General features: G+C 67.7%; 22 protein-coding genes, 4 pseudogenes and 1 other annotated feature. Of the genes and pseudogenes, 17 read left to right on the top strand and 9 right to left on the bottom strand.

All coding sequences use genetic code 11. The annotated features are described in order from the left end of the window. The first annotated feature begins 666 nt into the window (after positions 1–666). Together ACZ7L1_RS35820 and ACZ7L1_RS35815 are read left to right on the top strand one after the other, a co-directional pair. On the top strand, positions 667–2,412 hold the full coding sequence (locus ACZ7L1_RS35820; RefSeq protein ID WP_471443424.1) for a hypothetical protein: 1,746 nt from the start codon (positions 667–669) through the stop codon (positions 2,410–2,412). Continuing rightward, complete coding sequence (locus tag ACZ7L1_RS35815) at positions 2,412–3,236, top strand: DciA family protein (protein ID WP_471443422.1); 825 nt, start codon at positions 2,412–2,414, stop codon at positions 3,234–3,236. The genes ACZ7L1_RS35820 and ACZ7L1_RS35815 overlap by 1 nt, the downstream gene beginning before the upstream one ends. A gap of 87 nt (positions 3,237–3,323) precedes the next feature. Here the strand turns inward: ACZ7L1_RS35815 and ACZ7L1_RS35810 are convergent. Further along, positions 3,324–3,398: pseudogene (locus ACZ7L1_RS35810) on the bottom strand (AbfB domain-containing protein); the annotation flags it as partial. A gap of 280 nt (positions 3,399–3,678) precedes the next feature. Between ACZ7L1_RS35810 and ACZ7L1_RS35805 the strand changes: the two are divergent. Beyond that, a pseudogene (locus tag ACZ7L1_RS35805) lies at positions 3,679–3,902 on the top strand (transposase); the annotation flags it as partial. Between the two features lie 292 nt (positions 3,903–4,194). Here ACZ7L1_RS35805 and ACZ7L1_RS35800 read toward each other — a convergent pair. Further along, positions 4,195–4,332 carry a hypothetical protein gene (locus ACZ7L1_RS35800; RefSeq protein ID WP_471443421.1) on the bottom strand — a complete coding sequence of 46 codons (138 nt, stop codon included), beginning with the start codon at positions 4,330–4,332 and terminating at the stop codon, positions 4,195–4,197. A gap of 200 nt (positions 4,333–4,532) precedes the next feature. Here ACZ7L1_RS35800 and ACZ7L1_RS35795 point away from each other — a divergent pair, with 200 nt between their 5' ends. The 5 genes and pseudogenes from ACZ7L1_RS35795 to ACZ7L1_RS35775 all read left to right on the top strand — a co-directional run bounded on the left by ACZ7L1_RS35795 (position 4,533) and on the right by ACZ7L1_RS35775 (position 9,769). Further along, positions 4,533–6,233: a hypothetical protein gene (locus tag ACZ7L1_RS35795; RefSeq protein WP_471443420.1), complete on the top strand. Its 1,701-nt coding sequence runs from the start codon at positions 4,533–4,535 to the stop codon at positions 6,231–6,233. 143 nt (positions 6,234–6,376) lie between these two features. Then, the gene (locus ACZ7L1_RS35790) at positions 6,377–7,693 is read left to right on the top strand and encodes a tetratricopeptide repeat protein (RefSeq protein WP_471443449.1); all 1,317 of its coding nucleotides are present in this window, start codon (positions 6,377–6,379) and stop codon (positions 7,691–7,693) included. Positions 7,694–8,046: 353 nt separating this feature from the next. Then, positions 8,047–8,310: pseudogene (locus ACZ7L1_RS35785) on the top strand (hypothetical protein); the annotation flags it as partial. 60 nt (positions 8,311–8,370) lie between these two features. Next, on the top strand, positions 8,371–8,832 hold the full coding sequence (locus ACZ7L1_RS35780) for a hypothetical protein (RefSeq protein ID WP_471443454.1): 462 nt from the start codon (positions 8,371–8,373) through the stop codon (positions 8,830–8,832). 259 nt (positions 8,833–9,091) lie between these two features. Then, positions 9,092–9,769 carry a hypothetical protein gene (locus ACZ7L1_RS35775; protein WP_471443418.1) on the top strand — a complete coding sequence of 226 codons (678 nt, stop codon included), beginning with the start codon at positions 9,092–9,094 and terminating at the stop codon, positions 9,767–9,769. Positions 9,770–9,845: 76 nt separating this feature from the next. Here the strand turns inward: ACZ7L1_RS35775 and ACZ7L1_RS35770 are convergent, their stop codons facing one another. The 3 genes from ACZ7L1_RS35770 to ACZ7L1_RS35760 form a co-directional block, all read right to left on the bottom strand. Next, complete coding sequence (locus ACZ7L1_RS35770; RefSeq protein WP_471443416.1) at positions 9,846–9,992, bottom strand: hypothetical protein; 147 nt, start codon at positions 9,990–9,992, stop codon at positions 9,846–9,848. A 17-nt stretch (positions 9,993–10,009) separates the two neighbouring features. After that, positions 10,010–10,877, bottom strand: a protein-coding gene (locus ACZ7L1_RS35765; protein WP_471443415.1) for an IS5 family transposase whose coding sequence is annotated in 2 segments (ribosomal slippage) — positions 10,010–10,516 and positions 10,518–10,877 — 867 coding nt in all. Because the reading frame shifts where the segments join, the coding sequence is not laid out codon by codon here. 33 nt (positions 10,878–10,910) lie between these two features. After that, on the bottom strand, positions 10,911–12,398 hold the full coding sequence (locus ACZ7L1_RS35760) for an esterase/lipase family protein (protein WP_471443413.1): 1,488 nt from the start codon (positions 12,396–12,398) through the stop codon (positions 10,911–10,913). 18 nt (positions 12,399–12,416) lie between these two features. On the opposite strand from ACZ7L1_RS35760, the gene ACZ7L1_RS35755 reads away from it, so the two are divergent. The 4 genes from ACZ7L1_RS35755 to ACZ7L1_RS35740 all read left to right on the top strand — a co-directional run bounded on the left by ACZ7L1_RS35755 (position 12,417) and on the right by ACZ7L1_RS35740 (position 18,639). Further along, positions 12,417–14,531, top strand: a complete 2,115-nt coding sequence (locus ACZ7L1_RS35755; protein WP_471443411.1) for an AAA family ATPase — start codon at positions 12,417–12,419, stop codon at positions 14,529–14,531. After that, on the top strand, positions 14,524–16,803 hold the full coding sequence (locus ACZ7L1_RS35750; RefSeq protein ID WP_471443409.1) for a WD40 repeat domain-containing protein: 2,280 nt from the start codon (positions 14,524–14,526) through the stop codon (positions 16,801–16,803). The genes ACZ7L1_RS35755 and ACZ7L1_RS35750 overlap by 8 nt, the downstream gene beginning before the upstream one ends. 269 nt (positions 16,804–17,072) lie before the next feature. Continuing rightward, entirely contained in the window at positions 17,073–17,753 is a 681-nt protein-coding gene (locus ACZ7L1_RS35745; protein ID WP_471443408.1) for an RES domain-containing protein, read from the top strand. Positions 17,754–18,249: 496 nt separating this feature from the next. Then, the gene (locus ACZ7L1_RS35740; protein WP_471443407.1) at positions 18,250–18,639 is read left to right on the top strand and encodes an XRE family transcriptional regulator; all 390 of its coding nucleotides are present in this window, start codon (positions 18,250–18,252) and stop codon (positions 18,637–18,639) included. Positions 18,640–19,084: 445 nt separating this feature from the next. On the opposite strand, the gene ACZ7L1_RS35735 is transcribed toward ACZ7L1_RS35740, so the two are convergent. Together ACZ7L1_RS35735 and ACZ7L1_RS35730 are read right to left on the bottom strand one after the other, a co-directional pair. Further along, positions 19,085–19,399, bottom strand: a complete 315-nt coding sequence (locus tag ACZ7L1_RS35735) for a hypothetical protein (RefSeq protein WP_471443405.1) — start codon at positions 19,397–19,399, stop codon at positions 19,085–19,087. Positions 19,400–19,623: 224 nt separating this feature from the next. Further along, positions 19,624–19,812 (bottom strand): hypothetical protein, encoded by a 189-nt coding sequence (locus tag ACZ7L1_RS35730; protein WP_471443402.1) that lies wholly within the window; start codon positions 19,810–19,812, stop codon positions 19,624–19,626. A 296-nt stretch (positions 19,813–20,108) separates the two neighbouring features. On the opposite strand from ACZ7L1_RS35730, the gene ACZ7L1_RS35725 reads away from it, so the two are divergent. Continuing rightward, the gene (locus ACZ7L1_RS35725; RefSeq protein ID WP_471443401.1) at positions 20,109–20,627 is read left to right on the top strand and encodes a YfbM family protein; all 519 of its coding nucleotides are present in this window, start codon (positions 20,109–20,111) and stop codon (positions 20,625–20,627) included. Between the two features lie 129 nt (positions 20,628–20,756). On the opposite strand, the pseudogene ACZ7L1_RS35720 reads toward ACZ7L1_RS35725, so the two are convergent. Next, positions 20,757–21,979 (bottom strand): annotated as a pseudogene (locus ACZ7L1_RS35720) (IS3 family transposase). Continuing rightward, positions 21,588–21,701: a sequence feature (AL1L pseudoknot), on the bottom strand. It overlaps the preceding pseudogene by 114 nt. Here ACZ7L1_RS35720 and ACZ7L1_RS35715 point away from each other — a divergent pair. The 4 genes from ACZ7L1_RS35715 to ACZ7L1_RS35700 all read left to right on the top strand — a co-directional run bounded on the left by ACZ7L1_RS35715 (position 21,978) and on the right by ACZ7L1_RS35700 (position 24,174). Next, on the top strand, positions 21,978–22,268 hold the full coding sequence (locus tag ACZ7L1_RS35715; RefSeq protein WP_471443399.1) for a hypothetical protein: 291 nt from the start codon (positions 21,978–21,980) through the stop codon (positions 22,266–22,268). The pseudogene ACZ7L1_RS35720 and the gene ACZ7L1_RS35715 sit on opposite strands and share 2 nt — an antisense overlap. Positions 22,269–22,335: 67 nt before the next feature. Next, positions 22,336–22,659, top strand: coding sequence for a hypothetical protein (locus ACZ7L1_RS35710; RefSeq protein ID WP_471443397.1), 324 nt, complete (start codon positions 22,336–22,338; stop codon positions 22,657–22,659). Positions 22,660–23,185: 526 nt separating this feature from the next. Then, positions 23,186–23,506, top strand: a complete 321-nt coding sequence (locus ACZ7L1_RS35705; protein WP_471443395.1) for a hypothetical protein — start codon at positions 23,186–23,188, stop codon at positions 23,504–23,506. Between the two features lie 326 nt (positions 23,507–23,832). Continuing rightward, positions 23,833–24,174, top strand: coding sequence for a hypothetical protein (locus ACZ7L1_RS35700; RefSeq protein WP_471443393.1), 342 nt, complete (start codon positions 23,833–23,835; stop codon positions 24,172–24,174). 19 nt (positions 24,175–24,193) lie between these two features. Here ACZ7L1_RS35700 and ACZ7L1_RS35695 read toward each other — a convergent pair. Continuing rightward, a partial coding sequence (locus ACZ7L1_RS35695) for an IS110 family transposase (protein WP_471443392.1) occupies positions 24,194–24,639 on the bottom strand: 446 nt, incomplete at its 5' end.

Here is a 24,639-nt window from a genome sequence, read left to right as displayed (position 1 = left end):
TTCAGGGTACCCGCACCCTGCCCCGAGCACACAGCACCCCGCCGTGGTGCCAGCAGTGCATGAGCGCGGGCTGGCCCTTCGGCGGGGTGCTCGTGCTGTCTCAGACGTCCCGCACCCCTATCGCTGAGGGGGCGGTCATGACGTAGGTCTCCCGGGGGCGGCGCCTGCTCAGCAGGACTTCTGGCCGCCCCGGGCCTCGGTCACTGGTGATTGCCGTCACCAGGACGTGAGCCCATCTGCTCTCCGTGAGGTTGCCGCCTCTTGGAGGAGCTGCCCGCCCCGGTGCCACCCGGCTGCGAGCGGTTCGAACTCGGTTCTGCCAGAACCCGAAGCGCCACAAGGGCTCTTCGTCATATCCACTCTCGCAGAGAGGGACGTCGTCATTCTGCACGACCTTTTGGGCTTGCGCCAGCCAGGATACGCCCGTTTCATCCCCATATGCGTCCCTGTGAAATCCCACCTTGACCGATTTCACAGCCCGATTCGTCCGGTAAGTCTTGCCGTGCAGCAGGACCGCTGCGCATTTCACGGGGCGGGACGCCCCCTCGCATGGGTCCAGCCCTTGGTTGTCCACAGCCACATCGGCGGTCGCCGGAATCTGTCCGCAGGTGATCTGATCCATGGTCACCGGCTCGATCTTGTTCTGACTTCTCTCCGGGCGGCCCGATGAGCGCCGTCACGGAGGCGATGGCCGCGCCTGTGGGTGGTGGGCTGGTTCGGCGGCAGCGGGTTCGGGTGCCTATGCGTCTTGTCTGGTCGCCGCATTACCAGGACGTGGCGTTGTCGGTCTATGTGAAGGTGAAGGCGCTGGCTTCGCGCCCGGAGGGGTGCCAGGCGAAGACGGAGACGATCGCTTCGTACCTGGGGCTGTCGCCGGCGTCGGTGGAGCGCGGGATGACGCAGCTTCGCCGTCCAGGATCGGATGGCGTGGTAGAGCTGCACTCGGATCGTCGGACGCTGCCGGGCGGCCAGGGGCAGTCCGCGGTCCGGAGAGTGCGGACGATGTCGCCTACGGAGGCGTTCGTGTGGGTGCCGGTGGCGGCCGCAGAGGACCTCACGCCCCGGCAGCTGCGGGCGTACGCGCTGATCGCGTATGCGCAGGTGCGGGGGATCGCGCTGACGGAAGCGGAGCTGGCGACCGGGCTGCGCCATCACTCGGGTAAGCGGGCCGGGCAGGCGTTGTCGGTGACGGCAGCGTCGATGGTCGTGGACGAGGTGGAGGCGGCGCGCTGGGTGACGGTGCAGCGCCGTGCGGGGGAGCGGGGGCGCCACCGGTACGTGGCGCACGACATTGCCCCGGCGGCCCGTCCGGCGGGTGCCGGTCCCATGACCGGCGGGGCGACGGAGACCGCTGTGACTGCCGGTCCTGAGGGGACATCCAGTTCCCAAGTTGGTGAGGGATCGGGTCCCCCGGTTGGTGAGGGATCCCTCGCGAATAGGGAATCACCTACGACTGACTCACCAGATGACGCACGTGCACTCCTCTCACCCGCCGTAGGCGAGGTACCGGTAGGTAAGGGTGCTTCGCCCGTGGAAAACCCGGCCGACGGCGAAGCTGCGCTGCTGGGTGGTGACGGTGGTCTCGCGCTTCGCGCGGATGGACAGAACCAGCCCTCCCCCGCGAAGCCGAAGAACAGCAGTAGCCGGAACGGAGCCGTCTCCCGGCCTTCGTACGATGGCCCGCAGCTGGCGATGAGCGCGCAGATCTACACCGTGCTGGAGCCGGTGCGGGTGCTGCTGGAGCGGGTGAACAGCGACTTCGTGGTGCGGAAGATCGCCCGAGAGGTGGGCCGCCAGCTGCGCGAAGGCACTGCTCCGGAGCGGCTGCAGCACCGGCTGACCACCCGGCTGGCCAAGGTGATGCTCTCCGACATCCGCGACCCGGGCCGCTGGCTGCTCGGGGTGGCCCTGCCCCGCTGGGGCTGCGGCTGCCAAGACTGCGAGTCCGGCGTGATCTGGCGGACCGGTGCGGCCTGCGAGATCTGCACGGAGATCGTCCAGGACAAGGCCGCCGCCCGGAAGCGCGCCCATCGCGTCGCCGAGGGCCTGTGCCCCGAGCACGGCACTCGCCCCGGCGCTTCGGGGCGCTGCGCGGCGTGCGAGCTGGACGACGCGATCCGCCAACCCGCTCCCGTCCCGGTCCCGCGCGTGCTGGAGGGTCCGCCGCGCGGTTCCTGCGGCGACTGCGGCGCGCGGATTATGCTGATCGGCCCCGCGCTCCAGGACGGGCTGTGCAAGCTGTGCCGCGAGGAAGCCGCTGCCGACGCGCCCGCGCTCTCATCCGCGGCTGCGGCCGTGAGGCCGGTCTGCTCGGGCCGCGACGGCGATGTCCCGTGCGGCCGTGAGGCTCTGCCGACCCGCAGCGTGTGTGCCCGCCACCTGGTCCAGGAGCTCGCCGAGGAGGTGGCCTGATGCCCCACAACACGCAGCCCAGCGGCGTCGACTTGGCGCGCGTCGCACTCCGCGCCGCGAAGGAAGAGGCTCGCAAGAACGGCGGCCGCGCGGCAAAGCCGAAGCCCCATGCCGGGACACCGGTCCGGCGGGACGGGCGCGACCCGATGGGCCTAGGCGACGTGCTCGGTGCGCTGGTCACCGAGCGGACCTGGCAGATCCCGGCCGCCGGCGCCACGCTGCGCGAGCGGTGGGCAGCCATCGCCCCAGAGTTCGCTGGGCGCGTCGCAGCCGTCGGGTACGACGCCGAATCCGGCCGCCTCACCGTGCGCCCGGAATCCACGGCCTGGGCGACGAAGACGCGCCTGGAGCAGGCCCGCGTCATCGCGGCCGCCAACAAGACGGCGGGCCGCACGGTCGTAAGCTCCCTGCGCATCCTGCCGCCCGGCTCCGTGTCCGTCCCCGAGCCGGCTGACGTCGCCCCCGCTGCCCCAGCCGCGCCGACGAGCCCGGTGAACACCAGGGAGACCGCGTCAGCCGGCTACCGTCGCGCGCTCGCCGCCCACCGGGAAGCGGCTGCGCCGCGTCAAGTGGACCCGGCCATCGCGCAGGCGCTTGACCAGCAGAACCGAGCGATGCGCGAGCACAGTCGCCGGGCGTTCCCCGCTCCAAAGACTGTGCCAGAGGATGCGCCCTCTGGGATCGAGGCGGCCCGCGCCCAGCGCCGTCGGCAGGCCACGGCTACCGAGGCCGCCGCACTACGACGGGCCCGAGCCGAGCGCGTCGAGCGGCAATCCGAGGTTGTGGCCTCAATGCCGACAGCGGCACTGCGATCCACCGCATGAACGGCCCGGAGAAGCAATGACCGCGACGACCTCGGCCCCACTGCGCGAGCGCAGGGCCACGGCGGCGTCCCCGGTACCTGCTCCGACCGGGAAGCTCACCGACTGGAAGGAGACCCCGGAGCTGTCGGCCAGGCCGGGCACCAGCTTCCACTGGGAGTCGGTACTACAACTACGCGCTCCAGCTGGACGTGAACTCGGCGCGGCATGGGGCAGCGGAGGCGACGTCAGTCGGCTCGGGGACGGGCACGGAGCCGGGCAGCAGGATGAACGATCTGCTGCTCGCATCCCGTGGTCGGGTTCCACGTCGCCTCGGTCCACTCGATCGCACTCCGGCCGTCGTCACCCCCACCGAGGGCGCCATGGGCCTGCGCGACCCGTTGTAGAGGTCCTAACAGAAGTGGCTGATCATGTGACTGTTGTCTATCCGCTCGTTGGTCTGGTCGTGGGGAAGCGTCAGTCGCGGCCGTGGCTCGGGTCGGATGAACTGTGGTCCCTGATCAAGCTGTTGCTGCCCGAGCCGGGCCGAAGCTGGTCGAGGGAAGGCCGCGGGTGCCGGACCGGCAGGCGTTGCGCGGGATCCTGTTCGTGCCGCACACCGGCATCCAGTGGGTATACCTGCCCCAGGAGCTGGGCTTCGGTTCGGGCATGACCTGCTGGCGTCGGCTGGCCCCAGCAGGCGGCGCGGGTCGGGCAGGGCGCGGTAGCCGCTGTCGGCCGGCGCCCGTCCAACTTCTGCCCAGGCCAGAAGCCCTGGCCCGAGGGCTGGTGTACAGCAGGGCCAACAGGGCACGCATCGCGCTCCGGTGGCGATCGGCGATGCTGCCGGGGCCGTGAGGTAGGCGCAGGCGGGCACGGTGAGGGCGACGGCGTGCGAGCGCTGCTCGGCCCGGGTCTCAGCTCGTAGAGCAGGCAGCCCCGCTCCGACGGCCGCCGTCGGAGCGGGGACCTGCCGCCAGGCTCAGTGCCCGAGGAACCAGGTGATGAGGGTCGCTGCGCCACCGGACGCGGCGCCTGCGGCCAGCTGCATGGTGAGGACGAGCAGGTAGCGGCGTCGGTTGCCGCCGGGCCTGCCGGACATGAACGGGACCTGTCGCATGCTGCGCTCCTCGCGTGCGCTCCGGCTCCTGAGGTGTGGCCGGGCATATCGCCATCACGCCTCTTCCGAAGGGTTTCCGGCGAAGGCCTCCCAGGCTCCGCGCACTTCACTAGCCTGGCCGGATCGGGTGAAGGGACTTTTCCGGCGGCTTGTGCTCTACAAAAGGGGCATGGGGGCCGGGAGAGGGCGAGGGGGCGGGGATGGGGACGGCGACCGACCGTCTGCGGGCGGAGCTCGAGACGCTCTACAAGGAGGCGGGCAGCCCCAAATTGGCCAGACTGACGGCGCTCGCCAAGGAACAGAGCCACAAGGTCACCCTTTCCGCGATCCACGGGTGGCTGAAGGGCCCCTCCGTGCCTTCCGGCGAGCACACTCTGTTCTTCCTGCAGATGGTGCGGTTCCTGCAGACGGAGGCGAAGAAACGGGGCAGCACGTACGCCACCCAACCGGAGGGGGCGTGGGAGCAGCGGCTGCGCGCTGCCCGGGAGGAGAGGCCCCATGGCGGGCGGCCACGTACCGCCCGGCCCGTCGCACCATCGGCCGGGCCGGTGACGCTGCCGCCGCCCCCGGCCGGTTTCACCGGACGGAGCGGGCCGCTGCACGAGGTCCTCGACTGGCTCGACCCGGCGCACCAGCGGACGGAGTCGGCCGTGGTCGTCTCAGCCGTCGCGGGCATGGGCGGGGTCGGCAAGACCGCGCTGGCCCTGACCGCCGGTCACCATGCGCAGTCCCGGGGCTGGTTCCCCGGTGGCGTCCTCTTCGTGGACCTGCGCGGCCACAGCCTCCAGGCGCCGCTGGACACCGGAGCGGTCGCCGACCAGTTCCTGCGCGCCCTCGGAGTGAAGGCGAGGGACCTGCCGCCCACACTGGGGGAAAAGCTGGACGCCTGGCGCATTCACCTGGCGGTACTGGCCGCACGGGAGCAACCGCTGTTGATGGTACTGGACACCGCCCGGACCGTCGGCCAGGTCGCCCCGTTGCTGCCCGGCCCCCCGCACCGGGCACTGGTCACCTCCCGCCATACCTTGTCCTCGCTGCCTGCCCACCCGATCGACCTGGCCCCTCTCTGCCTGGACGACGCCCTGGACCTCCTCGACAAGGCCCTGCAGGCGGGCGGCACCGAGGACGACCGGGTCACCGGTGAGCTGGCCGCAGCGAGGCACCTGGCCGAACTGTGCGGACACCTCCCGCTGGCGCTGCAGATCATCGCCGCCCTCCTGCGCGTCGAGCCACAGCGGACGCTGGCCGACCAGATCGCCGACCTGGCGGATACTCGTACGCGCCTGGACGCCCTGCACCACGACGACGTCGACGACCAAGGCCGCCCGCTGGCGGTCCGGGCGACGTTCGAACTCTCCTACCGCCACCTGACGGATGAGCAGGCCCGCGCCTTCCGCCTGCTTGCCGCCGCCCCGGGTACGGATGTCTCGACGGCCGCCGCAGCCATCCTGGTCGACCGACCCGCCGCGCGCCGGCTGCTGGCCGACCTGGCCCGGGCGCATCTGCTCCAGGCCTCCGGCGGCCCGGACCGGTGGTCGATGCACGACCGCGTTCGCCTGTTTGCCGACGAGCACGGCCGCGCCCAAGCCGACTGCAACGGCCGCGACACGGCGGTCGCCCGCCTGCTGGACCACTACACGGTGACGGCTGCGGCGGCCGACTCCCATCTGGACGCCCTGCCCGGCCGGCTCGTTGCCGCCCGTTTGAGGCAGCGGCGTTGGCCTGGTTGGACGCCGAACGTGTCAACCTGGTGGCCGCGGTGCACGTCGCAGAGCAGACGGGTCTGCCCCGGGGCGCTATCGACCTGCCGCTGGTCCTGGCGGCGTTTCTGCGCCGACGGCGGTATCACGAGGACGGCATCGCCCTCGCCACCATCGCCCGCGACACGGCGGAGGCGCTAGGCGATCGCCGCGGCGCGGCCAACGCCTGGAACGACCTGGGTCTGGCTCTCAAAGAGGCACGGCGGTTCGAGGAGGCGGTCCGTGCCTCCGAGCGTGCCCGCGATGCCTTCGCCGCACTGGGCGACCGCGAACGTGAAGCGCCGATGTGGACCAACCTCGGCGAGGCCCTGAGACACGTGCGGCGGTTCCCGGAGGCGATCGATGCGAACCGCAAGGCTCTCGATACCTACCGGGAACTCGGCGACCTCCATGGAGAGGCGGTGGCGTGCAACAACCTCGGCGGTGCATTGCAGGAGGCACTCTCCTTCGAGGCCGCGATCGCCGCCCATGCGCTGGCCCAGCGCCTCTATCACCAGGTGGGTGACCACCGGCAGGAAGCCACGGCGTACATGAACCTCGGCAGCGTCCTCGTGAAGGTGCAGCGCTTCGACGAGGCGGTCGAGGCCTACACCTGCGCCCTCGACACCTCGCAGGCCTTCGGTGACCGCCATCACGAAAGCTCCATCTGGGACGGCCTCGGCAACGCCCTCGGTGAGGCGGGGCGGTTCGAGAAGGCGATCGCAGCTCACCGCCGGGCTCTGGAGATACACCGGGAACTGCGGAACCGCCACGGCGAGGCCATGGCACTGCACAACCTCGCCGCAACCTTACGCGGGGCTGGCTGGGACAGCGAGTCCATCGCTGCCTGCGAGCAAGCCCGCGACATCTACCACGAGCTCGGCGACCACTGGCGGGAGGCTGGTGCATGGCTGAACCTCGGGGGGTTCCTGCTGCTCGCCGACCGTCACGACGACGGCATAGCCGCCGCCGAGCGCGCCCGGGTGATGTTCTGCGATCTGGGGGACCGGCATGGTGAAGCCGCCGCGCTGGGCAACCTGGCCCAGGGCTTCCAGCAGGCGGGCCGACCCGCTGAAGCCGTCAGCATGTGCGAACGCGCCCACGACACTTTCGCCGAGCTGGGCGACCGCTGTAAGGAGGCCGACACATGTTTCGTCCTGGGACAGGCCCTCCAGGACGCGGACAGGCTCGACACGGCGATCCTGGCATATGAACGCGCCCGTGACCTCCACCGGCAGCTCGGAGACCGTGCAAAGGAAGCCCAAGCGTGCTTCAACCTCGGCAGCGCGCTACTGCTCACCGCACGACTTGACAAGTGTGTGGCAATCGCCCTGCAGGCCTGCGAGGCGTATCGGGAACTGGGCAACCGCCGTGAAGCAGCAGGGGCGTACACTCTCCTCGCCACGGCCCTGGCCATGACCGGGCAGACCGGTGAGGCCGTGACCGCGTACCGGGAAGCGCTGGCCGCCTGCAAGGACATTGGCGACACGGAACTTGAGGCAGTCACATGGTGCATGTTGGCGGAAGTGCACACCGCTGCCGGACAGACCCCACAGGCCCAGGCGGCACAGCGAGCCGCTGCCTCCGCCTCCACGCGGGGGGCAATCGGCAGGGGCCTGTGAACCTGCGGCTCCGGTACGCAGGGCCAAGTCTCGACCGGCCAGGAAGCGCAGGCGTTGACGCGTCACCGCCCGACCCGTCTATCTTGATCTTTAACCTGTGCGACGGGGTCGTGGGTTCGTTGACTTTTTCGTCCACCAGCGAAGCCCACCAGGCGGGCTTCCCTGCGAAACGCCAACAGGCACCCGCCGGCCAGCAGGAAATGGCAGCCCGTCTCACCACCCCGACCGGCCGGACTCAGTACCGTGCACGCCCAGCGCGACTGACCCCTGAGCCAGGGCCGCCGACCACGTGGTAGGGGTACGGCACCAAGCTCCGAGCATCAGCCTGGTGGCGTCGCACCGCGCTTCGCAATGTGCCCGGGAAGAAGGCCGGGTGGTACCCGGTTGGCCGAACCCCCGGTGACCTGAGCACATCGCCCACGTTGTCCTACCGTGCCCGCCAGGCGAATGTGCCCCTGGGGGCTGCTCGGGAGGTAGTGGTGAGGCGAGCAGTGCCGCCGGCCGTCCGTGAGGTGGCCCGCGCCAGGAGTTGCCCGAACTGCCGGGCCAGGCCGGGGGAGAAGTGCGCGCCCGATCGGGCTGGCCGCTCCCAGATGCACCGCGGGAGGATCTCAGACGCCCGCCGCGCACTGGAGCCCATGCCGCCCCACCGGATGCTGCCGCCGGAGACGGACCGCATGTACATGGAGCTGGACTCGAACGACGCTGACACGCTGGTGGTGTCCTGGCACAAGGACGTCCTCGATGCTTTGGCGGCTTATCCGTACGAGGCTGCCGCCCTGCTGTGGCTGGCTCTGAAGCAGGCGGAGGTGCTCCGGCCTGGCGGCCCGAAGATGAACAACTTCGGGCTGGCGGTGATCCTCATGCCGCTCAACTTCCTGACCGTGGGCGAGGTCGGCGAAGCCGTCGAGCGGCTCACCGCACGAGGGTTCCTCGAGCGGGCAGGCAAGGACAGCGTTTACATCGACCCCGTCGCGATCCGCGTGATCGACCGGCGTGAGTTGCCCGCCCGGTTCCTCATGGAGTGGAACGTAGCGAAGGCCAACGCGCCGATCCCGGGGCTGCTTCCCGAGGCAGATGTGGAGACACCCGTCTGCGAACCCACTGACGAGACGCCAGGGAGAGGAACCTCGTCATGACCACGGTGCCGTTGCCGCACTGGCCGCCCGAGCAGCAAGAACTGCACTTCCACAGCGTCGTCCGAGGCGGGTGGTTGCGGATTCCCCACGCTGGGCCCTCAGACGAGCAACTGCCTCTCGCCGGGCTCGCCCGCGACCGGGGCGGTCGGCCTGGAAGCACGTCCAGGGAACACCAGGAGACGACGCCGGCCACGTCCTGGAAGTGCTCTCTGCTCTTTAATCGCTCCCACACCGTCGCCCGGGACTCCAAGATGATCCCATGACGAATCGTGCCGTGTTCTCCCATTCGTGCCCGAGCCCCTGGACAGAGGACTATGCAGTCCTCGGCGGCCGGCCTGCCGCCTCTTCCTCCAGGGGCGCTGAGCCGGAGGCGGAGACCGATGCGGAGCTCGCATTCGCGTTCCGCACCGCCGCCGACGTTCTGGCCGAACACTGGCACGACGACAGCGCGGACGATTCTTTGGTGCTGGTTGTGCTGTACAACTACCGGCACGCTCTCGAACTGGCGCTCAAAGTGGTGCTGCGCGCCCTGGTCGACAGCATCAAGTTCGAGGTCGCGCCGGGAGACGAACTGCCCGAGATTGTGGAGAAGGTCGGCACGAAGCTCGCCCAGACTCATCAGCTCAGCGTCTTGACCGACTACCTCGCCCAGCTCGCGCCGATGTTCCGGATGCACCTTCAGGAAGACGTCACATCACTCTGCGACGAGGTCCATGCCCTGGATCCGAGTGGCCAGGCGCTGCGGTACACCATGGTCAAGGGGCAGGGCGGGACGACCGTGCCGGCCCGCCCTGCCCCTCTCTACGTCGACGTCCCCGAGTTCGCCCGCCGGGCGGGTGAGGCGTGCACCGCGCTGGACCAGCTTCTCGATCAGATCACCAACGTGCAGGACTGGCAGGTCAACCTGGGGCCGGATTACATGAGGGAGCAGAGCTAGTCACCTGCGTGGGCGGCGCAGGTTCTCCTGCGAGGACGGCAGGACAGCAGAACAGCAGCCCGAGGATCGCGTGATCCTAGTGGTACTTGCCCCACCGCTCAGCCAGTGCCCGGTCGGTGAACTTGCCTCGACCCGGATCGCTCGACGTGGTCAGCTCGATCGCGGGCCACCCGCCGGCTTCCTCGGCGAAGGCCGTGGGCGAGCTCCGCGAACGACGGGCCACGGTATTAGGGTCTGTCTTCAAACGGATCTTGCCCAGAGCAGGAATGACGCGAGGGTGACCGCCGCTTCGTAGGAGGTGGCGGTCTTTTCGTATCTGGTGGCGATGCCGCGGAAGCCTTTGAGCCGGTTGAAGCAGCGCTCGATCATGTTGCGTCGGCGGTAGGTCTCCCGGTCGAATCCTGGCGGTCTGCCGCCGTGGCGGCCGCGGTTGTGTCGGTTTCGTCGCTGGTCGGTCTTCTCGGGGATGACGTGCGCGATGCCGCGTTTACGCAGGTAGGCGCGGAAGCCGCGGGAGCTGTAGGCCTTGTCTGCGACGACCTGGTCGGGCTTGCAGCGCGGTCGGCCCGGGCCGATGCGGGGGACGCGGATGCGTTTCAGCAGAGGACGTGCGCAGATGCTGTCGTGGCGTTGGCCCGGTGTCAGGAGGATGGCGAGCGGGCGTCCTTTGCCGTCGCAGGCGAGGTGGATTTTGGTGGTCAGTCCTCCTCGGGATCGGTCGAGGGCGTGATCGTCCGGTTCGTCCGACCGCTGCTGCCCCGTTTCGGGCACCGGCGGCGTGCTGGTGGGCGCGGACGATGGTGGAGTCGATCTGGACCAGCCAGTCGATGTCGCCGGCTGCGTCGGCGTGGGCCTGGATCTGCTGCAGGGCTCGGGTGAACACACCGTCCAGGGCGTAGCGGCGGAAGCGGGTGTACACCGTCTTCCACGGACCGTAACGGGCCGGCAGGTCGCGCCAGGAGATCCCGGTACGGATCTTGTAGACCATGCCGTTGATGATCTTCCGGTCCTCGACGCGAGGCCGACCCGTCCGGGCTCGAGGTATCAGTGGAGCGAGTAACTCCCACTCGTGATCGGTGAGTTCATGGCGGCGTATCACGCCCACCATGATCTACCACGAGGTGATCTTTGAAGACGGACCCTAGTCGTCGATCGGGTCCCGAACGTCGGGGCCCGAGAAGACGAGTTGGGTGATCGTCGGCCCGTAGTCGGCTCTGGCTGTGATGCGGAAGAGGCCTGGTTCCGGGAGGGCGATGTAGGCGCCGAGTTTGTCGTCGTCGACGGTTTCAAGTCGGACGTGTGACTGCCAGTCTCCGTCTGCGGCGGCGATGGTGCAGTCGACCTGTGCGGGGTCGTCGGTGCCGGCAACGATGCAATGCCAGGGTGTGCCAGGGGTGACGTAGTCGGGCACGTTGAGGCCGATGCCGTCTTCCGCCTGGTCGGGTCCGAGATGGTCGTCTTCGAGGAGGAAGTCGGAGACGATGCGGCGGGCTTCGCGTCCGTTGGCGATGGCGCCGTGTTGGGCGAACACGGGGCTGGTGCGGCGGGTGAGGGAGGCTGAGTCGCGGTGGACGGTGCCGTCTCCCCAGACGGGGTAGCGGCGCGGTCGGCCGTGGTCGTCGCGTTTGATCTTGCCGTCGCTGTCTGTGCGGAAGGTGTATTCGGAGGCGTGGACGATGCCGCTGATCAGTTGCATCGACTGGACGGTGGCCTGGCGGATGCCGACGACGGGCCGGTGGTGGGGGAGGGGCTGGGTGTAGAGGGTGGTGAAGTAGTCCTGTGCTGCTTTGAACAAGTCCTTGTCGCCGCCCAGGTCGGCGACGTCGGATGGGGTGAGGCAGCGGACATCTTGGCCGTCTTCCAGGCATAGGAAGCTGGGGAGGAGCTCGTGGACTGCCGGCATGGTGGTGGCGGCGGCTGCGAGGCGGCGGTGCGGCAGGGGGAGGGGGCCGCCCTGGATGGTGTTGAGGATGTTCGCGGCGACCACGGAGCCTCGGAAGGGGGTGCCGAGGGTCATGACGCCGCGAGTGTCGGCCGGCAGGTCGTTGTCGCCGCTGTGAGTGAGGGCGGCGTAGGTGACCAGGCCGCCCATGGAGTGGGCGATGAACACCAGGCGGGCGGGGCGTTCGTCGACGGCTTGTTTGCGGGCGGCGGTGTGGGCTGGGTGCGTGAGCCACTGTTGGAGGTGCTGGCGGGCTGCTTGGGCGAGTCTGCGGCCGTTGACGGCCACTGGCAGGCGCCAGTCGTAGGGGAAAGTCGTGATCGCGTCGGGATGGGCGACGGTTTCTTCGACGGTGCGGATGAGCTTGTGGTAGGGCTCGATGCCGCGCAGGAACGGGCTCCACGCCGGGGTTTGCAGGAGTCGTGTGGGTTGAACACGGCCGTAGTCGCCGGCTAGTTCGTCGGGTGTGAGCTGGAGTGGGGCGAGGCCCTTGCGGGTCAGCCAGGCCCGGGCGAGCCAGCTGCCGTTTGCTAAGCCCCAGATCACCCGGTCGGTGCTGGTGTCGACGAGTTCGCTGCCCATGATGCCGGGAACGATGACGACGGCGTCGTGGGTGACGGCCGGTGTCAGGCCGGGCGGGAGGTGCGGTGACGAATTCGGAAGGGTTCCGCCCCAAGGCTGGTTCATGACTGTCACACTAGTGACATGCGGCACACGGGGGGTGAAGTCCAGCAGAGTCGCTGGCTGTCAGGAGGCGAGGAGTCCGCGCAGCGGGTCTTGCTGACTATGGCGGTGCGCGACTATCAGGACGACGAGGCCGCGGAGGAGTTCGCTGAGGGCATCGACCGGCAGTTGGAGGCGGTGCGGGAGTGGTGGCAGACACCCGGGCCGTTACCGGCATTCCGGCAGGTGGACCCTCCCGTACTGAGACACCGGGACGATGTCGAGGACTTCCTGCGCGCGCAGAATGTCCGGGAGCTGCGTGGTCATGCGCTGGTGCTGTTCATCACCGGTCATGGAATCTCCGCGTCGTCCGACACCCACTTTCTGCGGCTGCCGGCTTCGGTGGAGAAGCGGCCTTTGGCGACGGCAGTGCGCACGGCGGATATCGTCGCTGCGGCTCTGGACTCCCATGCGGAGAACGTCCTCGTAATCGTGAACACGTGCTTCGCGGGGAACATGGCATCCGATCTGGCGGCGGTCCACAAGGAGATCCGGACCAGTCGTCAGTCCTCAGGCCGGCTTGATGTGCTGGTCACCTGCGGACTCAAAAGCAAGATCGAGGTCTTGCGGTTTCCTACGCTGTTACAGGCGGCGCTGGAGCGTTTGCGCCGGACTGCCGGCATCACCACCCCGCACCTGTCGGTGCCGGACTTCATGGCCCAGTATGCGCTTGGCCTGCGTGCGGAGGACGAGCAAAGGTTCAAGCTGCACCATCTGATCCAGGGCGGCAACTACCAGCCGTCTCCGTGTCTGCCCAATCCCGGGTATGTCCACATGCCCGAGCTGCTCGGGGCGGTCCAGCGGCAGGCGCCGCTGGCGGCGGAGTACTGGCTGGACCGGGCTACGGGGCGGCCGCAGGAGAGTGACAGGGGCTGGTATTTCCGGGGTCGCGAGGATCTGAACCGGAAGGTCGCTTCTTTCCTCGGCGCCGAGACGACACGGGGCGTGCTGCTGGTGACGGGGTGTGCGGGCAGCGGAAAGTCGGCTGTGCTGGCTCGGGCCGTGACGTTGAGCGATCCGGTGTTCCGCAGGGATCCGCTGTTCAAGGCAGCCCAGGGCGTCTCGCCCGTGGACACGATTCCGCCAGAGAATGCGGTGAGCGCGGCGGTACTCGCCCGACACCTGGATGCCGCGCAGGTGGCAGCTGACCTGCTGGATGCGTTGGGGGTGCCCGCGAAGTCAGTGAGTGCCACTGGTGACAGGGTGGCAGTGTGGTCGCAGCAGATCCAGGACTATGTGCGGACCTGCGGCAAGACAGTGACCATCGTTGTCGACGGGTTGGACGAGGCGCATGAGCAAGCGCGGATCATCGGTGATGTGCTCGCTCCGCTCGCTGCCTTCTGTGGTCCGCCGGTGCCGGCTCAGCGTCAGGACGAGCCCGGTAATCACGTGCCTCCCGCGGTGCGGCTGCTGATCGGAGCCCGCTCGAGCCGGACCGCCGACGATGCCCCGCGCGCGTTATCTGATAAGGATCTGGGCCTGCTGCACGCTCTGTGGAACGTCTTCCCGACGGCCCAGGTGGAGCACACAGACAGCACCACCAGCAAAGAGGACATGGCGCTCTATCTAAAGGCCCTGATCGCGGACACGATCGACGGTGACACGGTCGAGGACGTGGTGCCGCTGGTGGTGAAGGCTGTATGGCCGTCTTTCATAGATGCTCGGCTGGCCGGAGATCAGTTACGCAGTGCGAAAGATCCATTGGCTTTGGCGCGTAGTGAGGAGTGGTACAAGACCACGCTCACCCGCGGCATCCGGGGTCTGCTGCAGCGGGACCTGCAGCTGGTCCGCAGCGACGGACTGCCACCCGATGCCGCTTTGGCGCTGCTGAAGGCAGCCGCCTATGCGAAGGGGCAGGGTGTGCCGTGGGGCGAGGTGTGGCCGACTATCGCTGGCGTGTTCCTCCTTCCTGAGCGGCTGGGTGCTGAGGAATGGGACAGAATGATCGAAAGACTGCTGAGGGGTCGGCTGAGCGGCTACTTGGCGCATGCAGTGGAAGACGACAGGCGGGTCTATCGGCCAGCGCATGAGGAGCTGGCCGACGTGCTGCTCGACATGGACGCGGACCTGCTGGACTCGGGGGGTCTGCATGCCTGACGTGACGGACGGTCGGCACGCTGAGATCCACCGTCAGATCGCCGCTGCCCTAGCGGAACTCGTTCCCAGTGATCCCAGCATTCCGCCGCATCCTTACCTGCGTCGTCATCTTGCCGAGCATGCCGCGGAGGGCAACGTTCTGGATGACGAGCATGTGCCTCCGGCCCTGCTTGCTTGGGAGAGCAGTTCAGACGTGCGGCGCCTCCTGGCGGCCGGTGCTGCCGGCTCCGAAGGCAGGCAGTGGCTGCAAGCATGGGCTGCTTTGGAGCCGTTCGCCCGCACCGCGGACCCTGTTTCGCGTCTGTCCAGCCTTCGGCTGGCCCGATACACCCTTGCCGCGCTGACTCAGTCTCGTGCTGAGCCGACTCCGCCACAGCCGATCAGCACGGCACCGGTGACGCCGCTGTGGAGCGACTGTGCCACCCCGACTCCCGCGTGGACGACGAGCCCTGAAGCAGTGACGTCGATGGCCACAGTGGAAAACGCCGCCGGCGAGGCGACCGCCATCGCGGCCGGCGACAACACCGGCACCCTGCGCATCCTGCGGCTGGACGGCAGGCTGGCCCACGTCCCGATCAGCGTCCACTTAGGGGCCATCACCCATCTGATCGCCTTGAAGGGCGGTCTTGTCATCACCGCAGGCACTGACGGATGCGTGGCTGCGGTGAACGCGGTGAACGGGAAACTCGTCCGCAAGGTCATCGTGTGCCGGAAGCAGACATGGGTGAGCTCCCTGACCTCCTACCGGCCCAACGGGCAGCTTCCGCTGCTGCTCGCAGCGTTCAGTGACCGCACGATCGAAGCGTTCGACGCCGGCCGATTCCTGCGACATCAGATCCCGCTGCCGACACTGCGAGACCGATCGGCAGTCTTGTGCGGGATTGAAATGCCCGACGGAAGCTGCCGGCTGCTTTTCACCGAGCAAGACACCGTGTACTACTTCGACGGGCAGACAGCATCCATGCACTCCCAGCACGCCGGGCGTGTGCGTGCTGTCCTGGCACTGCCCCGCCCTGGTCAGTACGCGGTGGCCGACGAGAGCGGCAACGTCTCCGTGTGCGACCTGACCGCCCCCGGGGCGGTCAGTGCAGTGGCGCGTCATGCGGCGCCTGTCACCGGGCTGCTGCTGACTTCCTACGAGCAGCGGCCGGCTCTCGTGTCTGCCGCAGGCGACGGCACCCTGCGGCTTTGGCTGCTTTCCGCATTGACTCCCGTCGACGGTGCCTTGTCGGCGCATACCGCCCCGGTGACTGCCATGACCTGTGTGGGTGGCGGCGACCCCGACCGTGTCCTGTCCGGTGGGGCGGACCGCATCGTGCGGAGCTGGACCGTCGACCAGCAGACCTTCGGGCAACCGTCCAAAGCGTGGAACCAGGTCACTGCCAGTGCACTGTCCCCGTCGCCGCCGCACCTGCTTGCCGCAGCCCGGGCATCCCGGGTCATCGTGAAGGACCTGACGGGCAACAGGCAGCGCACGCTACTCAAAGGCCACAACGTCACCGCTCTGGCCTGGCTGCGTGTCCGCGGACGGCTCCTGCTGGCAGCAGCCCTGAACGACAACACGATTATCTGCGTCGACCCCGACACCAAACACAAGGCCAGCCCTGTAATGAGGGGGCATTACCTGCCTGTCCGCGCGCTGGTGACCGTGCCCTCCGCACAAGGTGACCTGCTGGCAAGCGGCAGCGCCGACGGCCGGGTCTCCGTGTGGCAGCCGTCCACAGGAGAGCTTGTGGCCCAGTTCCGTGACCACAACCTCACTGTCCGGTGCCTTGCCACCTACCAAGGTGCCGGCGTGAACCTTCTCGCGTCCGGCGGCAGCGATGGCAACGTCAGGATCTGGGATGCCGACTCCCTCAGACAGTACGGAACCACAATCAAATGCGACCAGGACATCATCAATGATCTGGCGTTCATCGCCCCGGACGAGGGCGGAGTGCTCATCGCCGCGGCCGGGCAGGACGGCACCTTGAAGCTATGGGATGTGCAGACGGCGCGACCGGTGCGGAGCCTGGACTGCAACGACGGTGAACTGGGATCGGTCACCGGTTTGCGGCTGCCGTTGGAGCGGAAAGCCCTCGCGGCAGCGGGAAAGACCAGCATCCACCTGTGGGACGCCACAACCGAGCGACCGCTGCTGCAGATAGTGACCGGTTCACCGCTGCGTTCCCTGAAGACGGTGCAGGACCCTCATGACGTGGCGTCCTCGATCCTGCTCGCCTCCGGCGAGGCAGGAACCATGGCCTTCCGGCTGCACCACAACCGGCTGTGAGAGCCATGCGCCGTCCACGTGCTTCAACGCTCCATCCGTGCGCCGCACCAGTCGGCCGACGGCGGCGGGCACGACAAGGCCGGTAACGAGAGAATCTTCAGTCACGCCGGTCAGGCCCCTGGGCCCTGACTGTCCTGTCACTGCGCAAAGCGAGGATTCATGACTGCTGAGTTAGCCAGCCCGCCCACCCCACCTGCCCGTTGTCTGCCGGCCGCGGACACCACACCGTCCGGAAGATTCAGGACCAGCGTGCAGGAGGGGCAGCAGCGATGACCGTTCCACCAGTCACCCTGACGGCTGCCCCGAAGGAAGGCGTGTGGCGTCTGGGATGGGCGGAAGACGCCATCAGTTACAACCAGGTGGAGCCGGAAACCTTCGACGGTTCAGCAGCCGGCCGCTTCAGTCTGTTCTCCTACGGCATGCTCTACTGCGCCTCTGCCCCGGCCGGGTGCTACGCCGAGGCGCTCGCCCCCTTCCGACTCGCCCCCAAGGTTCGTGAGCTCATGGAGGGCGCTGCCATCGGCCCGGGGCAGATGGCGCTGAGGGACATCGCCTCCAGCTGGCGCGACAGCCGCATCCTGGTTCGTCTCGTTCCCGTGCATCAGGCGCAGTTCCTCGACGTCGAAACGGAAGAAACCCGTGATGTATTGGCCAGGGATCTCCGCGCTGAACTGCGCGCCTTCGGCGTGGAGGGGCCACTGACGGACGAGCACCTCCGCGGCAAGGACCGGCGCATCACCCGTCAGATCGCCGCGTGGGCGGTTGCTCAGCGCAATGAGGCCGGCCATCTGCTTGTGCAGGGCATCACCTATCGCTCCAGTTACGGCGGCCGCCGGTGCTGGGCGATTCTGCGCGACACCGAGCTGAAGGAAGTTGAGCGGCGCCCGATCCAAGTCGAAGATCCCTCGCTTCGTGAGGTCGCCCTCGAGTACGGCCTGACCATCAGGTGAGCTAATTGGGTCGTCTGGCCGTACGTACTGTCGCCCGTTCAGGTCGTCTCGCTGCGGCTGACGTCACGCTTTTGCAACTTGGTGCACGGATGCGAACCTGCAGCTCACGGCACTGCCACAGCATCCGCAGGTGGGATTTAAGGGTGTTTTTAAGGGGGAAAACTGTGGAGTAAGCACTCCTTAAACGGGTACCCTGGCAGCAACACACAGGAGGAGCAGGCATGTTGAGCACCGCCACCCCAGTCATAGACCGGCTCTTACGCGGATCAGCACCCCGGCGCCAGCCAGGCGGAACGAGTACGTCCCCGATCGTCAACGCCTCCTCGAAGCCGACGTGGTGTGCTGCCCCGAGCAGCCAACCGGACACGAGCAACCACGGCACCGTCCACAGCCGTCGAAGTCTCCGTCCGAGCATGAACACACCCAAGGCCTTAGCGCGTTGAGCGCGATCCGTCCTTCGCTGCAGCCCGCTGGCCAGCGAGGAATCGAGGAGACCATGCAGACTCAGCGAGAGACCACCGCAGAAGCCGAGGCCCGCGCGCTCCGTGACACCGCAGAGCAGACGCCCGCCCAGATGGCCCGCTTCCTGCAGGACACGTTCAGCCAGCGAGTCGCCGCCTTCATCGCGGGCGTAGAAGACCACAAGCAAGTCGGCCGGTGGGCAAAGGAACAGAACACCCCCCGCATCGATTCCGAGGTCCGCCTGCGCGCAGCCTGCCAAGTCTTCAACTTCATCGCAAGCTGCGAGAACCCACACATTGCCCGGGCATGGATGATGGGCATGAACCCGCAACTCGAGGACGACTCGCCCATCGAGGCAATCCGCGAGGGACGCTACAAGGAAGTCATGGCCGCAGCCCGCTCCTTCCAACGCGGCGACTTGTAGACCCTCCGGGCCCCGACATCAGACAAACAGTGTGAATTCGGACGCGAGTCGGTCTCTGTATCGAGCCGGAGCCTTCGCAACCGCGGCTTGCTGCCGTGAGACGGCTCCCGTTCGCAAACGCAGCCGACGGCGAATCGCGGAATATCGCGTTCCTGCGCCGTCGCCGTTGGGCTGCTCCCCACACCCGCGGGGTTAGTCCCGGGGCCTGGAGGCCAGGCGGAGTGCTGAGATTCTGCCCCCCCGCACCCGCGGGGGTGGTCCCCGCGGTTCGCTGCCGTCGTTCGGCGCGCTCACCATGCTTTTTCCCTCGGTTGGCACCGGCACCTCGTCTCCGCGGGTTGCTCCTATTGATCGTCAAGCCCCGCGGGTGGGGTGAGCGCCGTATCGTGGCCGGGTGCGGTACTTGGCGGAGTCGTTCATTCTTGGGGCCTTGCGGCGGGGCCATTCAGTCGAGCAGTTCCTTGGGTCGTGCGGCTCGGCAGAACGGCCTGGTGTGCGCTATGTCGAGGTTCGTGCGACGAAGGGACCGTTTGAGGTCTATCTCCACACGGTCGAGGATGTCGGCAGCGAGAGCTTCCTGGACCTGGGTGAGTTCCCGCCGTTCGATCCTGACGATGAGGCCGGCGAGTTCGGCCAACTCCTGGGCGCGGCTGAGGACCCGCTGGCCGCGCTGGTCGTTGCCGAACAGCGCACTGGAGCCGTGCGGGGCCGGTGGGTCAACGAGAACGTTGTCCAGGACGAGTACGGCGACTTCGTTCACGCCGGTCGGCCCTCTGGCGTCTCCGCCGGCGGTCGGCCGTGACCCAATCGACGTTGCATGACCTTGCTGGCAATCAAGCAGCGTTGAGCCAGCCCTGTAGGCGTGGGCGAACGGTCGGGGTTACGCCTTGTCGGGCTGGCTGCCTTCACCGTGATTCCTCGCTATTCTCCGCTCGATAGGGTGTGCTTGTGTGCGCGCATGCGTCGTCCCTGCTTCGGCGGCGCCTATCGCTTCTGTGCCTTGTAGCGCTTCATCAGGGCAGTGATCCGTGCGTGGTCCGCCTGGCCGTTGAGCTCGGCCACGAGATCGTCAGGACACAACTCGTACAGATCGCCCCACCACCGACGTCCTCGGTTGTCCCAGACTCGGTAGCCACCTGGCACACCCCGGGCCACGTAGCGTCTCCTGCTCACGGTCCCCCCGTTCCCGGCGCCGATCGTGCCGTGCTTCAGCGTCTCGGTCCCGATGCATGACCATACGTGGGCTTCGGCCGACAGGCGAGAGAGTATGCAACTGTCGGCCTACACGCTTTCCAACTGTGGTGGCGGGGTGTATGCAGAGGCGTTCACCTGGGTTCGTGGGCGGCTCGCGAGCAGGTCGGAACCGGTACGACGGCTCACATGAACATTGCTGAACGGGGCTGGATGAGACGGAAACTGAGACGGTCTGCCCGCCCACCGCTGTCAGAGGCCTCGCCTAGTCTCCGGCCATGAGCATGATCGGTGAGTACCTGCGCGTTACGGCTGCTGAGCTCGACCGGGCGATTCAGGACCCGGACTGGGCGCTGGATTTCGCCGAAGAGGTCCAGGACGCCGAGGAGGAGTCAGAACCTGCGCCGACCGAAGCGCGTCATTTCAGCACGTCCAAGACCTGGGACATGCTGGGCTTCCTCTTGACGCGTGCCGACTTCCCGGTGGACGTCATCCATGGTGAGGAGCCGTTTGCCGAAGATGAGGACTGGGGTTACGGGCCGCCGAGGTGTCTGCGCTCAGAGCGGATGCGCCTTGCGGCGCGGACGCTGCGTGCCACCCCGTATGACCAGCTCGTTAGCGGCGTGAATCCGGCCGATCTGACCAAGGCTGATGTGTATCCCCTGGCCGGGGCGTATCCCCTCGGGTGGGAAGAGCCTGGAGCGCTTGAGTGGGGGCGTCACTGGTACGACGGCCTGACGCAGTTCTTCGAGGCTGCCGCGGCGGCGGATGACGCCATGCTCGTGTGGCTCGACTGATCGCCTCTGCCTGTCGGCGACCAGGAGGACGGCGTGGGCTGAGTCAAACAAGTGTGGGACCAAGATTCGGGAGGTCGAGGGAGGGGTCTCCAGTCTGAACCGTTCCGGGTTCGGTGGAGAGCTGGGATGTCACGCGCTGACGGGTTCGTTGGCGCGGGTGTGGTGGTGATGGTAGGCGGTTTCGTACTCGGCTGGTGATGTGTGGCCAAGAGCCCCGTGGAGTCGGCGGTGGTTGTACCAGTCGATCCACTCGGCGGTGGCGAACTCGACGTCCGTGAAGGTCTTCCACGGCCCGCGGCGGTTGATCAGCTCGGTCTTGAACAGACCGATGGTGGCCTCGGCGAGGGCGTTGTCGTACGCGTCGGCGACAGTGCCGATCGAGGGGGCGATGCCGGCCTGAGCGAGGCGCTCGGTGAAGGCGATCGAGGTGTACTGGCTGCCCGCGTCCTAGTGGTGCACCAGCCCGGTGACCTGGTCATTGGGCCGGTAGCCTCGCTGCCACAGGGCTTGTTCGACCACGTCCAGGACCAAGCTCGTGTGCCTGCTCATCGATGCCTTCCAGCCCAGGATCCGCCGGGAGAAGGCATCGACGCAGAACGCGACGTAGACGGTGCTGGCCCAGCAGGGCACGTAGGTGAAGTCCGCCACCCACAGCCGGTCCGGGCCCGCCGCATGGAAGTCGCGATTGACCAGGTCACCCGCCCGTCGCCCGTCCCGGCTGGGAACGGTGGTGCGGACCTTGCGGCCCCGCACCGCTCCAGCCAGGCCCTCGGCCCGCATCAGGCGCTCGGCCGTGCAACGGGCCACCGGTATGCCCTCACGCCGCAGCTGGTGCCAGACCTTGCGCGCCCCGTACACCCCGTAGTTGGCCTGGTGGATCCGCCGGATCTCGGCGGTCAGCTCGGCGCCGCGCACGGACCGGGCCGCAGGCGGACGGCGCTTGGCCGCGTAGTACGTCGAGGGGGCGATGGCCAGGGTGCGGCAGATCGGTTCGACACCGAACCGGTCGCGGTGGGCGTCGATGAAGCGGATCAGCGCGGCGGTCGGGGGTCGAGTTCCGCTGCGAAAAAAGCAGCCGCAGCCTTGAGGATCTCGTTCGCCCGCCGCAGCTCGGCGTTCTCCCTCTCCAACTGCCGGATCCGCTCGGACCCATCACCGGCGGCAGCAGCCTGCGGGTCAGCCAGGGCCTCGTGCTTCTTCACCCAGTGCCGCAAGGCTCCGGGATGAATGCCGAGCAAGTCGCCGACCTCGCGGATGATCCCCGGCCGCCCGGGGGTCTCACGTTGCTTCTCTGCGACCATCCGCACCGTTCGCTCGATCAGCTCCGGTGGGTACTTCCGCTGGGCAGGCATGGACGCATCCTTCCAAGGATCAGCGCCCTCTACCGAACCCGGAACGGTTCAGGAGTACGGCGTTGTCGACCTCGGCGCGGACCAGAAGGTCCAGGGTCTGGTCATCGGCTCGAACGGCGGCGGCCTGTCCTACGTCTTGGGCCCTGATGGGTCGGTTCACCGGACGCGGACAGCGTCGTTGGACGAACCGGAGCTCGACAAGGTGGCCGATGACCTGCGGCAGTTTCTGGAACTGCTGGAGCGATCCCTGAAGCGGTTCGTCGCCGACGGCGAGCCGGGATCTCTGTAGGTCAGCCTGCGGGACCCATTCTGTTAGCTGCTGTAAGGACGATCCGACGCCGACTCTGGATGAGGGCTTGCGTCGCGCCTCCTACCTGTACGTCGGTTCCTGGGGGGACGAACACGAGCCGGAGAACCTGCACGCGGGTCAAGGGCACTGCCCGGCCAACCGGCTGTTCAGCTGGTTGTTCTACTTGGGGACGATTGATTGTTATGAGGTGCCGTTGCTCAACGAAGAGTTGATGGCCCGGCTGGTCGAGTTCTACCGTCCCCGTCGCGGTGACCTTCCGGCCGACGCGATCGAGCTTCCACGGTTGGAGGGCTTTCTCCACCAACACTTGGGGCTGTACCTCCTCCCTCAGGAAGCGGGCCCGGAGACATACGGGCAGATGGTGCGCTGAGGTCTCCGCCCGCTACTCCCCGTAACCAACTCGGCAGTGTGTGCATTGGTCGAGGCCCGGTCACCCTGCCTGCCAGGGCCCACCGGGAAGTAATGCAGCTTTCATGAGCGCATAAGCTTCACACAGCATCCGGACTCTCCGCTGCTTCTTCACACCCCTCAGGAGAACGATCTCCGTGTTTCACCGACAATACTTCGGCGCGCTTGGCGCGGCTGCCATGTCCGTGGCCCTCGCTGCCTGCAGCAACACCGCCGCGCCCACAGCTGCAAAGCCTGCCGCGTCGCCTAGCGTCGCCGCATCCAGCCCGGCATCCTCCTCTCCGACTCCGCAGGCTGCGCTCCTCACAAAGGCGCAGCTCACATCAGCTCTGCTGTCGCTGGCGCAGATGCCTGCTGGCTGGTCAACCGATAGCAGCTCCAGCACAGGCGACAAGACGTTCTGCAACTACCGCCAGCCGCACAAGGCGCAGGTTCAGGTCTCTCACACCTTCCAAAAGGGCGGAGGGCTGACGGCCACGGTAGCGTCTGTGGGCATTCGGCAGTACGCGAGCGCGAGAGATGCCGCCGCGTCGTTCACTGCGATGGAGAAGGCACTCGAGTCCTGTCACCAGGAGACCTACCAGGGGTCGGTGCTGAAGTACTCGCCGATGAGCGTGTACAAGCTTGGCGACCGGTCCCTGGGTGTACGCATCGACAGCGACGGCGCCACGGCACTCCAGCAGTTCACCCTCGACGGTCCCACCCTGATCAACGTTGGCACCGGCGGCGTCGCGGACGCGGGAGCCGACACGGCCACCAAGCTCTTGCGTGAACAGGTGGACCGGTACGAGGCCGCAGCCCGCAAGTAGGGCTGGCTGCAAGAGTTGCCTGGCCGGGGAGTCAGTAGCCCGGCCAGCCAGCGCAGACGCACCTCTCCCTGGCAGTTGTAAGCGGGGCTCTGCGGAGTCCATCCCATAGCAACCCGGATGAAACAAGGAAGTCCTCCACAGCGCAAACACAGCTGCGGAAGATTTCATGTCGTTGCGGTGCCAGTCCGCGAGCATCAGGGCGCTAACAGGTCGCTTCCTTTGGTGGACCGGCTATCGAGCGAGGTGAAGTCCCGCACGATACTTGTGTTGTGCAGGGGACCTTCGAGCTTCGGCTACAGACGAGCAGGTGTGCTCGCTTCGCCCGCGTGACCGTTCACGTGACGCTGGCGCCGGAGACCCTTGTGGAGGTCGGCGCTGAGACGTTCGGCTGGCGCCGCACCTTGTATGGTCCGCAGGCATGGCAGTGCCCCTGTGACAACGCTCTTCGCAACGAGGCGGTCGAGGGCAGTAGGTATGCCCTGCACCGCCTGGCCGACCAACTGCCGTGCGTGCGGGTGGTCATCACCGAGATCGTCGAGCGCGCCGCGGACACCGGCCCGGGGGATGTGAAGTTCGCGGCGGCCCATGCCCTGTGGCAAGCGGTGGGCCTGCACTCGCCGGTGGGCCCACACATCGACCAGGACGGGACACTCGTGTTCCCGGGCTGACAGCACACAATGAGCCTTTTCAGCCTGGCCTGCGCCGGTTCAGACACACCGTCAGTGTCGCGATCGCGGCGTGGGCGACCGCGGCGGCATCGACGGGGTCGGACTTCGAGCCGGTGGCGGCGTGGAGCTTGCGGTGGGCGGACATCAGCCGGGTGGGGACCCAGACCACCTCGTGGCCGGTCAGCAGCAGGCCGTCGGCCATGCGGCGGGCGAAGCCGCGGCCGTCCTCGATGGCCCAGGTGACGGGGGCGCCGTCGGCGATCGTGCGGATCCACTTGAGCAGAACGCCGATCAGGTTTGCGTCGTTCTTGACGGTCAACGGCCTGGTCAGCCGCCTGCCGTCGGCGTCGACAGCCACTGCGACGTGGATGTGCTTGTGCGGGTCGATCCCCACTGTCACCATCGAGTTGTCCTCTTGTCTGCTGTCGCGGATGACGGGACAGATGCGAGGGCCCTGGCCAGGGG

Source organism: Streptomyces sp. NPDC107546, from assembly GCF_055639175.1.
Note: the sequence above shows the minus strand (reverse complement) of the source record. Positions and strands in the feature narration are given on the sequence as shown.